Source organism: Amnibacterium sp. (assembly GCF_036559085.1).
GTDB lineage: Bacteria > Actinomycetota > Actinomycetes > Actinomycetales > Microbacteriaceae > Amnibacterium.
In genome coordinates this window covers 1-15366 of sequence record NZ_DATBTU010000028.1, presented here as the reverse complement: position 1 = coordinate 15366, position 15366 = coordinate 1, and the positions used below count along the sequence as shown (strand labels likewise).

The window sequence follows — 15366 nt, the reverse complement described above, 5'->3', positions numbered from 1 at the left end:
CTCATCCGCAGGTCACTTGGAGTTGGGGTGCTTGGGCGGCCGTGGAGCCGTCCTTCGACCAGTAACGGACCCCGTCGCTGCTGGGATTGGCGACCTGCATGCTCACGGTCCCGTCACCCTTCACCAGGCTCGTCACGTCCGCGGTGTAGGCCGTGTTCAACGCCACCGCGCCGGTACCGACCCGCGCCACCGCCGTGGTCGACGCCGTCGGACGGGTGTTCCAGGTGACCGTCGACTCCGACCACGTGGTGCTCGTCACCGAGTACACGTTGCCGCCGTTGTCGGAGTTGTCGTCGGTCGAGGAGCCGACCGTCAGGCGGAGCACCGCCTTGCTCACCGTGCACCCGGAGGTGCCGGTCACCGCGAACTTCAGCAGGACGTCGTTCACGGGCGACGCGTCCGCCACCAATCGGCTCGCCGAACCGGCGTTCACCGTCGGATGCGATTCGTCGATCGTCGCGTCATCGGTGGGCCGGAAGGTGAGCGTCGTCGACCCCGCTGCAGGTGTCGTGACCGAGAGCGGGCTCGACCTGGCCGACTCGTTCCCCGCCGCATCCACCGCGGACACCGCGTACGTGTACGTCGTGCCCGCGGTCACGGCGGAATCGGTGTACGACGTCGACGTCACCGGGCTCGCGTTCACCGGGGTGCTCGCTCCGTTCCGGTACACCCGGTAGCCGGCGACCCCCACGTTGTCGGTGCTCGCCGACCAGGAGAGCGGCACACTCGACGCCGTCACCGTTCCGGCCGTCAGCCCCGCCGGCACCGACGGCGCGGTCGTGTCCGGGCCGCCCGAGGCGCCGCAGGTGACCTGCAGCTGCGGGGCCTGCGCCGCGGTGGAGCCGTCCTTCGACCAGTACTGCGCAGCGTCGGGGTTCGAGTTGGCGAGCAGCATGCTCACCGTGCCGTCGCCCGTGACGAGCGAGGTGACGTCGGCCGTGTAAGTCGTGTTCAGCGCCACCGCGCCGGTGCCGATCTCCCCCACCGACGTCGTCCCCGACGCCGGCCGGGTGTTCCAGGTGACCGTCGACTCCGACCAGCTGTTGCTCGACACCGGGTAGACGTCCCCGCCGTACGCGGAGTCGTCGTAGGTCGACGACCCCACAGTCAGCCGCAGCACCGCCTTGGTGACCGTGCAGCCGGCGGTCCCCGTCACCGTGAACTTCAGCAGCGAGTCGACCACCGGCGATCCGTCGGCGTCGAGCCGAGCCGAGGACCCGGCGTTGAACGACGGGCTGCTCGAATCGATCGTCGCGTCATCCGTCGGCGTGAAGGTCGCCGTGCCCGACCCCACCGCAGGCGTCGTCACGGAGACCGGGCTGGACCGCGCGGATTCGTTGCCGGCCTTGTCGACCGCGGTCACCGCGTAGCTGTACGTCGTGCCGGGGCTCACGGTCCCGTCCGTGTACGACCTCGACGTCACCAGGCTCGAGCCGAGGGGCGTGGTCGCGCCGTTCCGGTACACGCGGTAGCCGGCGACGCCGACGTTGTCGGTGCTCGCCGTCCAGCCGAGGCTCACCTGGCTGCTGCTCACCCCCGAGGCGGTGAGCCCGGTCGGGGTCGACGGCGGCGTCGTGTCGGCCGTGCTGCTGCCGCACGTGACCTGCAGCTGCGGCGCCTGTGCCGCGGTGGAGCCGTCCTTCGACCAGTACTGGGCGCCGTCGGAGTTCGAGTTGGCGAGCAGCATGCTCACCGTGCCGTCGCCTTGGACCAGCGGCGTGACATCGACGGTGTAGGTCGTGTTCAGCGCGACCGCGCCGGTACCGATCTCTCCGACGGACGTCGTTCCCGACGCGGGCCGGGTGTTCCAGGTGACCGTCGACTCCGACCAGCTGTTGCTCGTCACCGGATAGACGTCACCCCCGTAATCGGAGTTGTCGTCCGTGGAGGAGCCGACCGTCAGCCGCAGCACCGCCTTGCTGACGGTGCAGCCCGCCGTGCCCGACACCGTGAACTTCAGCAGCGAGTCGATCACCGGCGACCCGTCCGCATCGAGCCGGGCCGTCGATCCGAAGTTCACCGTCGGATTCGTCGAATCGATCATCGCGTCGTCCGTCGGCCCGAACGTGAGGGTTCCGGAGCCCGAGCCCGCGGGCGTCGTCACCGAGACGGGGCTCGACCGCGCGGACTCGTTGCCCGCCTTGTCGACCGCGGTCACGGCATAGCTGTAGGTCGTGCCGGCAGCGGCGGTCGCGTCGGTGTAGCTCGCCGAGGTGGCGAGAGCCGGGTTCAACGGCGTGGTGGCGCCGTTGCGGTACACCCGGTACCCGGCGAGCCCGCTCCCCCCGGCTTCGTCGGTGCTCGGCGACCAGGACAGCGGCACGCTCGACGGCGTCACGATGCCGGCCGCGAGTCCGCTCGGAACCGACGGCGGGGTGGTGTCGGCCGGCGCGCCCGACTGCGCGTGGCAGGTGGCCGAACCGGAATCGGAGTAGCTGCTGCCCGCGATCGGCATGAACGACCAGTCGTAGCTGCTCGAATGCAGCGTCATCTTCATGACGCCGAACGCGGTGTTCTGCCGGGCCTGCTCGTTCGGCAGCGCCGCCGTGAAGTCGTGCGTGTTCACGCCGCCCATCCCGACCACGAATTCACGGATCCCGTTCGTCGGATCCGCGACGGCGGTCGGGGTCTGCGGGGCGAATCGCTCATACACGTGGCTGTGCCCGTTGAACACGACGTCGGCGTGCGCGGCGTAGAGGTCCTGCCAGAACGCGCCGTAGATGCTGTTGCTGCCGCCGGCACCCGAGGAGAACCGGGGCTCATGCCAGTACGCGAGGATGCACTGGTTCGGGTGGGCGGCCAGGTCGGCCTTCAGCCACGTCTCCTGCGGTGACCCCGCGGCGCATCCGATCTGCGCGCCCTGGCTGCACTCCGAGTTCAGCGCGATCAGGTGCCAGGTCCCCAGGTCGTACGAGTAGTACCCCTTGGCGGCATCGCCCGCGGCCGTGCCGAAGTAGCCGAAGTAGCCGGCGGCGCCGGCCGTCTCGTACTCGTGGTTGCCCACGATGGGATGCGAGATCGACCTGAATCGGCCCCAGGTCGGGCCGTAGACCTGCTGGAACGAGGCCAGGTCGCCCGATTCGTACTGCTCGTCGCCGAGCGGCAGCACAGCGGCGGGGTTGATGCTGCCGATGACGTCCGCGGTCGCGGCCTGCTGACAGCTGTTGGCGGATGGCCCGACGCCGATCGGGCAGCCGACGTCGCCCCCGATCGCGATCACCGGATCGGCTGCGGCGACGGAAGCGGGAGGGTCGACCAATGCGCTCGACAGCAGCAGCACGGCGGCCGCCGACATGGTGAGCGCCGAATTCCGCGCCAGGCTTCGAATACGCACGAGCGTCCTCGATCCCCATTGATGAGGAGCCGGTCTCGCGTACTCACGAACCGGTCTGATTCGCCATGGTGGCCCCCTACGGGGGGACAAACAAGAGGCGTCGCAGAATTACTTCCGCGGTGTTCTTCGAACGGGGTCGATTCCGCCCATTCGGGCCGCGACCGCGTCCCCCCTATCCGGCTCCGCTCCGCTCACCAGGCGCGCCCGGGTCGACCGGTGGCCACGGCCTTGGAACGACGGTATGTCCGCCAGCCCATCCGCAGGCTCCAGCGGACCAGCGCCCTCGCGCCGCTCGCGGGCGGCGCCGACAGCAGCCGCCGGAGCTCCGCCACCGAGTCTTCCGGCCCGAGCATCAGCCGCGGTATCCGGAAGGCGTCGCCGTCGGAGGACGCGAGGCGGTTGTCCACCGCCGCCCCGCTCTCGTACCCGACCTCGTGTGCGATCCGCCGCACTCTCGGGTCGTTGTAGCCGTGCGGGTAGGCGACCGACACGACCGGCGCCGAGAGCGCGTCCTCGAGCATCGCCTTGCTGCCGCGGAGCTCCTCGAGGATCATCCGGCGCGACAGGGTGTCCAGCTGCGGATGGCTGTGGGTGTGGGCGCCGACCTCGATCCCCGCGTCGCGGATGGCCGGCAGCTCCGACCAGCTGAGGAAGGGATCGGGCGGCCCCGTCAGACGCTCCCGCCTTCCGTCGAGCCAGCCCGTCGTCACGTAGAGGCTCGCCGGGATCCCGCGCTCGAGAAGCCGAGGCAGTGCGTTTGACGCGAAGTCGGCGAAGCCGTCGTCGAAGGTGATGAGCGCGAGGCGGCGGCCTGCAGCCGTTCCAGCGGTGCGAGCCGCCATGAACGCCGACATCGTGACCGGCTCGAAGCCCTCGTCGAGCAGCAGATCGAGGTGGCCGGCGAACACGTCGGGCGCCACGGCGAAGGGCGCCATCGGACCGGACGGGGCGGTGGTGACGCCGTGATACAGCAGAACGGGCACGAAGCGGCCGATGCCGCTCACCGCATCTGCGCCCGCCTCGGCCGGCCTACCGCGGGCCGCCCGGAACGGGGCGTCGGCCGCCGCGTCCGGCTCACCGGGCCGCCCGGACTCGTCTTCGCCCATCCGCTCAGCCGACCTCGACCGCTCGCCTGCCGAGCAGCGACCCTCGTCCGACGGGAGCTCTCCGGCCGACGCCGGGGATCGCGACCCTCATGCGCACCCTCCTCGCCGTCGGCCCGGCATGCCGGACGGCGCCATTCTGCCGCTCCTCCGTCAGTCGGGCCCACGTCGACCCGTCGGGGTCGAGGCTCGACGCGGCAGGCGACTGAAGCGGAAACGCCCTCGACAGATGGCGGATCACTGCTGATCGCGTGGCCCCGAACGGCAGCGCCGATCTGACGGCGGAGCCGACGACCATCCACAGGCGCACGGACGGCCGCCCGCCTGCACGGCGAGCATGCTTCGATGGACGACAGCGAAGCCGCTCCCCGATCGACCGGAGGCCTGATGCCCGGATCCGCACGCCGCACCTTCGTGCTCGTCGACGGCGAGAACATCGACGCGACCCTCGGTTCGACGGTGCTCGGTCGGAAGCCGGAGCCGAACGAGCGGCCTCGCTGGGAGCGGGTGCTCGACTTCGCGCAGCGCCTCTGGAGCCAGGACGCGACGGGTCTCTTCTTCCTGAACGCGTCGAACGGCTACCTGCCGGGTCCGTTCGTCACAGCGCTGACGCAGATCGGCTTCCGGGTCGTGCCACTGTCCGGGAGCGCGAGCGAGAAGGTCGTCGACATCGGCATCCAGCGCACCCTCGAGGCGCTCGTCGATCGCGACGCCGACGTGCTGCTCGGCAGCCACGACCGCGACTACCTCGAGCAGGTCGAGGACCTCCTCGACGCCGGGCACAAGGTCGGCATCCTCGGCTTCCCCGAGCTCGTCAGCGGCGCCTACTCCGGCCTCGACGTGCACCTGTACGACCTCGAGGCGGATGTGCACGCCTTCAACTCGCCGCTCCCCCGCGTGCGGATCATCCCGCTCACCGAGTTCGACCCGGAGGCGTTCCTCCGCTGAGCCCGGGCGCTCGCCCGCCGCTCGCCCTCGTCTGCATCGGCCGGCCCGAATCGCCGTCTGCTGTCCGCACGGACAACTGCCGGCGCTGCAGCGGCCACAGTTGTCCGTGCGGACAGCACACTGCCTGAGTGCGCTCGCGCGGCGGCGGCCCTCGCCTGAGCCGCGCGATCAGGGCGAGGGCGACGGCGACGGGGAGGGCGACCGCGTCGGCCGCACGGCGAGGGCCTGGGCCTCGGTCAGCTGCGCCCACGGGGAGCCGTCGGGATTGACTGCCGCGGCGGCGGGAGACTCCCCCGTGTTCCACCACTTCGCCTCGAAGGGCACGCCGTTGAGGAGGACGTGCGCGCCGGTCTGGTAGTCCTTCGTGCCCGACCACTGGGGGAACAGGCCGACCGGAAGCGAGGGCCGCGGCGCCGGGCGGTCGCCGGGCAGCACGGGGCCGACCAGCTGCCAGGGCGTCTGGAACGACTGCAGCACGGGATCGTCGGGCACGTCGCCCCGGGTCCACCACTTCGCGACGAAGACCTCGTGGTGCCAGCTGACCTTGGTGCCGGCCAGATAGACCGAGGAGCGCGACCAGATCGGATAGGGGCTCGAGGAGGCCTGGTCGGGCGAGGGCGTCACGGTCGGTTGCGGTGTCGTGCGCCGCACCGCGGCACCCGCGATCCGTCCGGTGAACCCCTTGCCGAGCGTCCCCGCGAACGTCGTCGTGGACTCGTCCACGCCGCTGCACGCGACCGACACGATCCGCACGTCGACCCAGTTGCTGCCGCAGGTCGCGTCCCGGTTCGCGGACCACATCGACACCCTGCCGAGATGGTGGGCTCTCGCGAAGCCGTTCAGTGCCGCGGCCGCACCCGGGGTGAAGATCTCGCCCGCGATGTCGTTCTGGCCGATCATCGGCGTCGCGCCGATCCTCGTCCAGACGCCGGCGTCGGTCTGGTGCAGGTGGGCACGGTCGTAGAGGATGCCGAGCTGCCGGTGCGTCGCCTCGAGCGCCTGCTCGGATCCGGCGAGCATCGAGGTCCCGGAGGGCAGGCTCCCTCCGTAGTCCATGGTCATCACGTCGACGCCGGCGAGGTCGACGTGCGCGGCCAGCAGACGGGCGACCGCGTCGGTGCCTTCCGGCGTCAGGCCGGTCGGCGACACCGGAAGGGTGACCCAGACGGCGAGGGGCTTCCCCGCCCGCTGCCGCTCCTGCTGGAGGGCGGCGATCACGTGAGCGCGCCGCACCTCCGAGGCCGGGTCGGCGAGGGCCGCACCCTCGAGATCGAAGTCGACGGTGCTGATCGTGTAGCGCTCCACGACGGAGCGGTACGCGGCCATCAGCCGCGCGGGGTCGGTGCAGGTCAGGGCCAGCTCCTGGTTCGCCTGGCCGCCGAACGAGACCGCGACGTCGCCGGAGAGCTGCCGGAGGCGGGCGATCCGCCGATCGAGGTCGAGCTCACCTGCGGCCGCGGCGAGCGAGTACGCCGAGCCCCAGCTCGGCGTGCAGGGGCCCGAACGGGATGCGACGACGAACGAGAGCACGACGTTCCCCTTCGTGCCCGCGGACGGCTGCTCGAACGCGTACACCGGCTGCGCGGTGACGTCGACGTAGGCGCCGAACCAGGGCTTCGCGCCGCCGGGGAGCGCCTGGGCGGCCCACCACTGCGCTCCGAACAAGCCGGTCCCGACGACGACCGCCACGACGAGCAGCGCGAGCACGACCCGGAACGGGGACAGGCGGCGGCCGGACCGATCGCTCATCTCCGGACCTTCTCCCTGGCCTTCGCCTGGGCTTCCCTCGGGGCCGCGGCCCCCGGTGCGGTCAGCGACCCGTGGTACAGCATCGCCCTCCAGTCGAGCGGCCCGGTCGAGGGCGCCGGCTCCTGCCGCCTCGACGGTCCCTCGACGTAGAGCAGCCCGACCGCTCCTCGAGCGACGTCGGACAGCCCGGCCCCCACGCCGATGAACGCCACGATGGCGTACAGGGCGAGCACCGCGTTGAACCCGGCGAACGCCGCGTTGGCCCAGTTCGCGAGCCGTTCGTCGCGGACGGCGGTGAAGATCGAGAAGGCCACGATCGCCATCGGCGCGATGACGTAGAGGGCGGGGGCGGCGGTGCGATTGCGGACCTTCGGCGTCCTGGCGAACGGGATCTTGGTGCCGGTGAGCGCCTGCTCGAGCGACTTCAGCACGCCCGCCAGGTTGACGGGCAGCAGGATCAGGTTGAACGCGTAGATGCGCAGCACGTCGGTGCGCTTGTAGCCGGCGGCGTGCAGGTCGGAGGCCATCGCGAGGAAGTACGGCAGGGCCGCTCCCAGCACCACGGGACTGAGGAGGCGGCTGTCGTAGGGGTAGGCGAGCAGGAAGACGAGACCGAAGCTCGCCCACGCGATCGAGGCCATGTAGTTGAGTCGGAGGAGCATCTCCGGGACCCCTGCCGGCTCGCCATGACGGCGGCGTCGGCGGTACTCCTGGAACAGCTTCGGGAGGATCAGCAGTCCGCCGTTCGCCCATCGGCGCCGCTGCACGACCAGGGCACCGAAATCGGGCGGCGTCGCGCTGTAGCTGAGCCGCTCCGGATAGTTGACGAGCCCCCACCCGTGAGAGACCAGGTCGAGGCTGGACTCGGTGTCCTCGATGACCGTGCGGTCCTGCACGTAGCGGCGCACCTCGAAGCCACCGACGGTCTCGACCTCCACGATGTCGTCGATCGCCCGCTTGCGGATGACGGCGTTGGCACCGACCCAGAACGTGGCCCCGAAGCGCGTCATGCCCTGGTGCAGGAGGTGCTGGAGGTCGGTCGTCGCGGCGGCGAGGCGTTCGATGCGGGTCGCCGCGCCGCGGAACGCGGAGTAGGGCGTCTGCACCACGGCGACCTGCGCGTTCGAGGGCTGCTCCAGGAAGTGGACCAGCCGCAGGCAGTAGTCGCGCAGGAGGATGGAGTCGGCGTCGAGCGTGAGCAGGTAGTCGGCGTCCGGGACCACGAGGTCGCTGCTGCTGCCGGGTCCCGCGGGGACGAGGACCGGCCCGCGGGGGCTCGGCTCGGCGACGTACGACCCGCCCATCAACCCGATGTAGGCGTTCAGGTTCATCGCCTTGTTCGCGTCGTGCGGCAGCGAGGCGTACCGCTTGCGCTCGAAGGCGGAGAACCGGCCGCCGAAGATGTTGAGGAGACGTCGGTGCAGCTCGTACGCCCGCACCACGGGGAGGGATGCGTCCTCCGCGATCGCCCCGCGGAGCGCGTTGGCGGTGACCATGAGCTCGTCGCCGAGATCGCGGAGCACGTGCTGCGCGAAGAAGAGGTCCACGTGGTCGGCGATGCGCTCCCGGTCGGCGAGCTGCCACAGCCATCCGGCGCACCACTCGTAGACGCCGGCGAGCGGATCCAGCAGCTCCGCCCCGATCTGGTCGCGGTCATCGGGTCGGTTCAGCTCGAACCGGATGAGCGCCGCCGTGGCCTGTTCGTACGGCTCGGTCAGCAGCCCCTGGATCTCGCCGGGCAGGGCGCGGGTCCGCTCGAGGCGCTCCTGCACGACCGGGTCGACGGGGAACGGCGGGTCGTCGACGAGCAGCACGACGCGGAGGACGGGGTACTCCTGGAGCGCCGCGGACAGCAGCGTCGCCCGGACGACGTGCGGCTCCTCGCTGTAGCTCGGCACCAGGACGGTGACGGACGGCTGCCGGGCGGCGAAATGGCGGTCCAGCTCCGCCCGCGGTGCCCGCACGTGCCGCTGGAAGCGGTCGAGCGCCCCCTGCCGGGCGAGCAGGTACATCGCCGCCGAGAAGGTGAGGAGCGTCACCACGAGCACGTAGCCGACGCTCTCCATCGTGAACCGGAAGTCGTGCGGCCCGTTCAAGAAGTCGCGGAGCACGGTGGTCACGACGTAGACGGCCCAGAGCAGCACCGTGATCACGACGGCCACACGGCTCAGCGTGACCGCCCGGCGCGACGGGATGCCGTGCAGGATGGGGAGCGGTCTCGTCCGCCGTTCCGCGCCCCACTGCCGTCGGCGTCGCCCCTCGACCAAGGCCGTCCCCCTTATGGGGGACCCCTCCCCCAATGCGGCCAGACTGTATCGGCCAGGAGCACCCGGCCGTAACCCCGTAGCCAGGGGTCTTCTGATCACGATTCGTCGTCGGCCGTGCGGCGCACACGCCGCCGGCCTCCCACCGACCGGCTCCCGACGGCGGTATCCCTTGGTTCTGCGTTGCTGTGACCTGTTCGGGGGTAGCGGATGTTCCACTTCGGTCGACGAGCCGACCAGCCGCGAGCGGACGACGTGCTGCCCGCCGATCTCCCGCGCCCGGGTGTCGAGGACGCCGTCCGCGCGTTCGCCTACGACGCCGTCCGCACCGCGACGAACGCCTGCTGGACGGTCGTCCCGACCGCGCTCGTCGACGCGGTCGATCCGCTGCTCGAGGCGATGCCGGAGCTCGGCAGCCCGGGCGTCCGGTGGACCGGCGCGGGCGTGCTCCGGAGCAGCCGGGCGCAGTGGTGGGCGTTCGAGGGCGGCGACGAGCACCCCTCCGTGCTGCTGTTCACCGGCGACCCCCTCGAGATCGAGCGGGTCGCGCTGGTGCTGAAGCGAACGATGCCGGGCGCGACGGTGCACGAGACGTCGGCGACCGGAGGCGTCCCCCGACCGGTGTTCGAGGCTGCGGAAGCCGCGCGAGCCCTCCCGGTCTGGGAGGTCACGGGCTTCGCGCGCCTCGCCCCGCGCGCGCTGCTCGAGACCGGGTTCGCGACCGTCGCCGCCTGAACCCGGCCCGCATCCGGTCCCGGCGAGCACTCGGACGCCCGATCTACAGTGACGCGGTCCTGCCCGTCAGGCCCGCACGACGGGCGTCCGCGCGTTTCGAAGGAGTCGCCGTTGACCGATCCGGCACTCACGTTCCCGGACCAGCCGCGTGTCGAGCTCGACCGCCGCATCACCGACCTCGTCGGGGCCGCGCACGACGTGCTCACCGCACAGGGCCGGCTCCGCGCCCTGCTCGCGGCGAGCCATGCCATCACCGCGGAGCTGGAGCTCGACGCCGTGCTCCGCACCATCGTCGAGTCGGCACGGGACCTCACGGATGCGGACTCGGCCGTGCTCGAGGTCGTCGGCTGGAACGGCGAGGTCGAGCAGCGCATCCGATTCGGCGAGGGCGACGACGCGGAGGCGGCCGACGAGACGGCGGAGCGCATCCTCGCCGTGCCCGTCCGGGTCCGCGGCGCGGTCTTCGCGAACCTCCACCTCCGGCGCCGCAGCGGCTTCACCGAGGAGGACGAGCAGCTCCTCGGCTCGCTCGTCGCGACGGCCGGCTTCGCGGTCGAGCATGCCCGTCTCTACCTCGAGACGCAGCGCCGCGAGGAGTTCGCCGCCGCCTCGGCCGAGGTGACCGCCGCGCTGCTCGCCGGGCACGACGACGGCGGCCTCTCCCTCGTCGCCGACCGCGTCCGCTCCCTCCTCGAGGCCGACAGCGTCTTCGTCGCGCTGCTCGACGAGGGCGGCTCCACGCTGCACATCGTCGCGGTCGGCGGCGACGATCCCGACGGGTTCCGTGACTCCGACGTGCCGCTGAAGGGCTCGCTCGTGGAGTTCGTGCTGCACGAGAAGGCGCCCGCCCGGTTCGACGAGCCGGCGCTGCGGGCGCTGCGGATGCCCGACCTCGACCCCTACGGCGCGGTGCTCGCCCTGCCGCTCGACACCGCGGACGGCGTGCTCGGCTGCATCCTCGTCACCCGGGCCGCCGGCTCCCGGCCCTTCAGCGAGCCCGACCTCACGGTCGCCGGCGACTTCGCGACCCGCACCAGCCTCGCCCTCGAGCTGCGCCGCACCCGCACGGACCAGGAGCGGATGCTGCTCTTCGAGGACCGCGGACGGATCGCCCGCGACCTGCACGACCGTGTCATCCAGCAGCTGTTCGCCACCGGCATGCAACTGCAGGGCGTGCTCGGCACCCTGCCCGAGGGCCGCAACGCCGAGCGGGTCGACGCCGCGATCACGAACCTCGACGCCTCGATCGCTCAGATCCGCCGCATCATCTTCACGCTGTCGAGCCCGGAGCGCGTGGGCGGCCCACCGACGGGCCGGCACCGCATCCTCGACGTCATCGGCGAGCTCGGCGCCGCGCTCTCGGTCGAGCCGGGCATCACCTTCGCGGGCCCCGTGGATGCGGTGCTCGACGCCGACCTCACCGCCGATGTGCTCGCCGTCATGACGGAGGGCATCACCAATGCGGTGAAGCACGGCCGGGCGAGGGACATCACCGTGGAGGTCGCGGCGACGTCCGCGGGGATCACGGTCACCGTGACGAGCGACGGGCGGCCGATCGCGCAGTCGCCCCGCCGCAGCGGGCTCGCCAACCTGCAGGAGCGGGCCGAGCGCCGCGGCGGCGCGCTCACCCTCTCCACCATCGAGGGACGCACCGTGCTCGTCTGGACCGCCGCCCTCCGCAGCACCGCGGTCCCGGCCCGGGCCTGAGCTCGGGACGAAAGTCCCTTCCACCGAAGTCGCATCCCGGGCAGGTTGGGTTGTACACCTGTGCCCAGACCATCCGCATCGGAGCGCCATGACACGACCGACGACCGTCGTCCTCGTCGACGACCACGAGCTGGTGCGACGGGGCGTCGCGGAGCTGCTCGAGGCCGACCCGGGCATCCGTGTCGTCGGTGAGGCGAGCACGGTCGCGCAGGGGCGGCGCCGCATCCTCGCGACCAAGCCCGACGTCGCGCTGCTCGACGTGCGGCTGCCCGACGGCAGCGGCATCGACCTCTGCCGCGAGCTGCGCCAGGCCGCACCCGACGTGCGCTCGATCATCCTCACCGCCTACGACGACGACGAGGCGATGGTCGCGGCGGTGATCGCGGATGCCGCCGGCTACGTGCTGAAGGACATCCGCGGCAGCCGCCTCGTCGAGTGCGTGCGGACCGTCGCATCCGGACGCTCCGCGCTCGAGCCCGAGCTGGTGACCGCGGTGCGGCACCGGCTGCGCAGCGAGACCGACGGCGACCCCCGCCTCGCGCACCTCAACGCCCGCGAGCGCGAGGTGCTGTCGCTGATCGCGGACGGCTTGAGCAACCGGCAGATCGCCAATCGGCTCTCGCTCGCCGAGAAGACCGTGAAGAACTACGTCTCCGCGCTGCTGAGCAAGCTCGGGCTGCAGAGCCGCACCCAGGCTGCCGTGCTGCACCTCGCGTCGAGGACGCGACCGCCGGTGCTGCGCCGCTCGGGAGCCACCGAGTCCTGACCGGACCGGTCGGTCGGACCCGACGGGGCGCATCGCCCGAAGGTCGGGACCAAAGACCCTGTCCCCACGTGCCTCGAGAACCGAGGCTTGAGCGGAGTGCGGGTGGCGGCCGAAGCCGCCGCCCATCGGAAGCAGGGGGCATCACGTGGTGGACACCGTCATCGGGACCGAGGATGCCGAGCGGGCGGACATCCCCCAGACCGAGCGGGTGCTGCTCGCGGCGAAGGGCTCGTTCGCCGGCCTCGCCGCCGCGCGGTGGCTCATCGCCCGGGCTCGCACCCACGCGCTGTCCGTGCAGGTGAGCGTCGCGCCGGATGCCCTGCCGGGCATCGGCGACGAGGGACCGGATCCGGCCGCTGCCGCCCAGCGGGTGCGGGAGTACCTGCAGCTCGTGGAGCCGGCCATCGAGAGCGACGTCGTGCTGCTGTCCGCCGACCGGGAGGCGGATGTGCTCGACGCGACGCTCGAGACCGACCTCCTCGTGCTCACCACGACGGTCGCCGACCCGGAGCACGAGGTGCGCCCGGGCTCGTTCGCGTCGCGCGTCGCCATGCAGGCCGGCTGCGCCACGGTGATCGTGCCGCGCGCGTGGACGCCGGCCGACGGGCCGATCGTCGTCGGCGTGGGCGACGGCGTCGGCGAGTACGCGGCGCTCGACCGCGCGGCCGCCGAGGCGCAGCAGCAGGATCGGTGCCTGGTGCTCCTGCGGGCGTCGCGCCTCTCCGCCACCGTCGACCGCTTCGTCCCGGGCGACCTCGACGTGGAGTTCGCCGACAGCCTCGACAGCCAGAGCCTCGAGGATGCGCTGAACTACGTCGTCGACCGGTACCCGGCGGTGTCCGCTCGGCCGGTGCAGAGCGCATCCGCGCCCCTGGAGGCCCTGATCGAGCGGGGCCGCGACGCCGCGCTCATCGTGGTCGGCTCCGCCACTGCGGCGGATGCGGATGGCGCGGACGTGGTCGCTCGCGGTCTCGCCGAGCAGCCGCCGTGCGCGGTGATGGTGGTCCCGCCGGGGCAGGCCGCCGCGTCGTAGCCTCCATCCGCCGTTTTCAGGATCCGGCGGCGCAATTCAGGACCTTCAGGCCCTGAGCCCGGCGCGCCGCGCCGGAAGTCCTGACGCGAAAGTCTGGTGAGGCTATGCGGCTGCTGGGGTGATGATCACGTCGTAGCCGAGGTCGCGGAGTTTGCGGATGGCGTTGTTGCGGGCGCGTTCGGGGTTCAGGTGGTCGTAGTGGTCGGGGCCGAGGTCGTGGAAGCTCTGCCCGGTGGTGAGCATGTTCCAGGCCGCGATGAGGATGGTGTGTTCGATCGCGACGAGGGCTTTGAGGGAGCCGCGGCGGGTTGCGATGCGCCGGTATTTGGCGGCGAGGTAGCTGTTCTTGTTCCGGGTCGCGGCCATCGCGGCGATGCCGAGGGCGCCCTTCAAGTACGGGTTCCCGGGGCGAGTGTGGGTCGATTTGACCCGGCCGGCGGATTCGTTGCTGCCGGGACAGACGCCGGCCCAGGACGCCAGATGGCCACCGGTCGAAAAGACGCTCATATCGCCGCCGGTCTCGGCGATGATCACCTCGGCGATCTTCGCCGAGACGCCGGGGATCGTCGTCAGCGCGTCCCGGAGGTGACGAAACGGGGCGATCGCCGCCTCGATGCGGGTGTCGATCCGCTCGATCGTGCCGGTCATCTGATCGATCGCGGCGAGGTGCTCACCGATCATGAACGCGTGGTGGTCGGTGAAGCGTGACGTCCGTAACGCTTCGGCGAGCAGGACCGTCTTCTTCGACAACGACCCTCTGGCCAGACTCGCCAGCCGCTCGGGGTCGCGTTCCCCGGCCACGAGCGCGTCGAGCATCGCCCGCGCGGACACGCCGGTGAGTTCGGACACGACACCGGAGAGCTTGATCCCGGTCGATTCCAGGAACTTCTCCAACCGTTGGATCACGCGGGTGCGGTCCTGAACGGCCTGCTTGCGGGCCCGGGTCAGGTCCCGCAACTGGCGGATCGGTTCCGGCGGCACGAACGAGCCCCGCAACAGGCCATGCGCGCCGAGCTGCGCGAGCCAGGCGGCGTCGGACACGTCGGTCTTGCGGCCGGGGATGTTCTTGGCCTGCTTCGCGTTGACCAGCATCACCGGCAGGCCGGCCTCTTCCAGCAGGAAGTAGAACGGCTTCCAGTAGTCCCCGGTCGCTTCCATCACGACCACCGTCACCTGCTGCCGCCTCAGGTGGTCAGCCAACTCCGTGATCGGACCGACCGTCGCCCCCCAGGTCGTCACCGTCGTCGAGTACGTCCCCGCCCTGGCGCCCGGCACCCGGACTGCGACCTTCGCATCACGCTTGGAGATATCGATCCCCGCCGCACGTTCATGGACGACATCCATCGCCCCACCCTCCTCCGCACTGTCGGCGCGGGCCGCGGGAAGGGGCGGGGAGATCAGGAATCTGACGCTCGTGCTCGAAGCAACAATCCACGGTTCCCGTGGTGCCCCTCACGGTCACGCTGAAAAACGGGCTGAACCGCACCAAGGACAGCCGATCTGACCCGCGACCCACCCCGCCAGCGTCCACCCCACCACCGCGAGCCGACAAGAGGCGACCACACGAGACTTCCCCCACCCCACGGCGCGACAGCGCCCCCCAACCGCTGAAAACGGCGGATGTGGGGAGGCTGCGTCAGTCCGCGGGGCCGGCCGAGACGACCAGCCGCACGCGGGTGTGCCGCGGGAGCGCGGCGAGCCGGGGGAGTGCGGTGCCGTCGGTGGCG

10 protein-coding genes are annotated in these 15366 nt (G+C 71.5%); 5 read left to right on the top strand and 5 right to left on the bottom strand.

Annotated elements, in window-relative coordinates; all coding sequences use genetic code 11:
- Position 1: 1 nt before the first annotated feature.
- Both VIG76_RS05220 and VIG76_RS05215 read right to left on the bottom strand, forming a co-directional pair.
- A complete protein-coding gene (locus VIG76_RS05220; RefSeq protein ID WP_331951788.1) occupies positions 2-3295 on the bottom strand; it encodes a CBM96 family carbohydrate-binding protein in 3294 nt (1097 codons plus the stop codon).
- Between the two features lie 230 nt (positions 3296-3525).
- Positions 3526-4440 carry a polysaccharide deacetylase family protein gene (locus tag VIG76_RS05215; RefSeq protein ID WP_331951786.1) on the bottom strand — a complete coding sequence of 305 codons (915 nt, stop codon included), beginning with the start codon at positions 4438-4440 and terminating at the stop codon, positions 3526-3528.
- 342 nt (positions 4441-4782) lie between these two features.
- On the opposite strand from VIG76_RS05215, the gene VIG76_RS05210 reads away from it, so the two are divergent.
- Positions 4783-5385, top strand: coding sequence for an NYN domain-containing protein (locus VIG76_RS05210; RefSeq protein ID WP_331951784.1), 603 nt, complete (start codon positions 4783-4785; stop codon positions 5383-5385).
- A 168-nt stretch (positions 5386-5553) separates the two neighbouring features.
- On the opposite strand, the gene VIG76_RS05205 is transcribed toward VIG76_RS05210, so the two are convergent.
- Together VIG76_RS05205 and VIG76_RS05200 are read right to left on the bottom strand one after the other, a co-directional pair.
- A complete protein-coding gene (locus VIG76_RS05205) occupies positions 5554-7134 on the bottom strand; it encodes a chitinase (protein ID WP_331951782.1) in 1581 nt (526 codons plus the stop codon).
- Positions 7131-9296, bottom strand: coding sequence for a glycosyltransferase family 2 protein (locus VIG76_RS05200; RefSeq protein WP_331951780.1), 2166 nt, complete (start codon positions 9294-9296; stop codon positions 7131-7133). The genes VIG76_RS05205 and VIG76_RS05200 overlap by 4 nt, the downstream gene beginning before the upstream one ends.
- Before the next feature lie 312 nt (positions 9297-9608).
- Between VIG76_RS05200 and VIG76_RS05195 the strand changes: the two genes are divergently transcribed.
- The 4 genes from VIG76_RS05195 (at position 9609) to VIG76_RS05180 (ending at position 13639) form a co-directional block, all read left to right on the top strand.
- Positions 9609-10133, top strand: a complete 525-nt coding sequence (locus VIG76_RS05195) for a hypothetical protein (protein WP_331951778.1) — start codon at positions 9609-9611, stop codon at positions 10131-10133.
- A 111-nt stretch (positions 10134-10244) separates the two neighbouring features.
- The gene (locus tag VIG76_RS05190; protein ID WP_331951776.1) at positions 10245-11840 is read left to right on the top strand and encodes a sensor histidine kinase; all 1596 of its coding nucleotides are present in this window, start codon (positions 10245-10247) and stop codon (positions 11838-11840) included.
- Positions 11841-11928: 88 nt separating this feature from the next.
- Positions 11929-12606, top strand: a complete 678-nt coding sequence (locus VIG76_RS05185) for a response regulator transcription factor (protein ID WP_331951774.1) — start codon at positions 11929-11931, stop codon at positions 12604-12606.
- A gap of 145 nt (positions 12607-12751) precedes the next feature.
- Positions 12752-13639: a universal stress protein gene (locus tag VIG76_RS05180; RefSeq protein ID WP_331951772.1), complete on the top strand. Its 888-nt coding sequence runs from the start codon at positions 12752-12754 to the stop codon at positions 13637-13639.
- A 102-nt stretch (positions 13640-13741) separates the two neighbouring features.
- Here VIG76_RS05180 and VIG76_RS05175 read toward each other — a convergent pair whose 3' ends face one another.
- Positions 13742-14983 carry an IS110 family RNA-guided transposase gene (locus VIG76_RS05175; protein WP_331951770.1) on the bottom strand — a complete coding sequence of 414 codons (1242 nt, stop codon included), beginning with the start codon at positions 14981-14983 and terminating at the stop codon, positions 13742-13744.
- Positions 14984-15366: the final 383 nt, after the last annotated feature.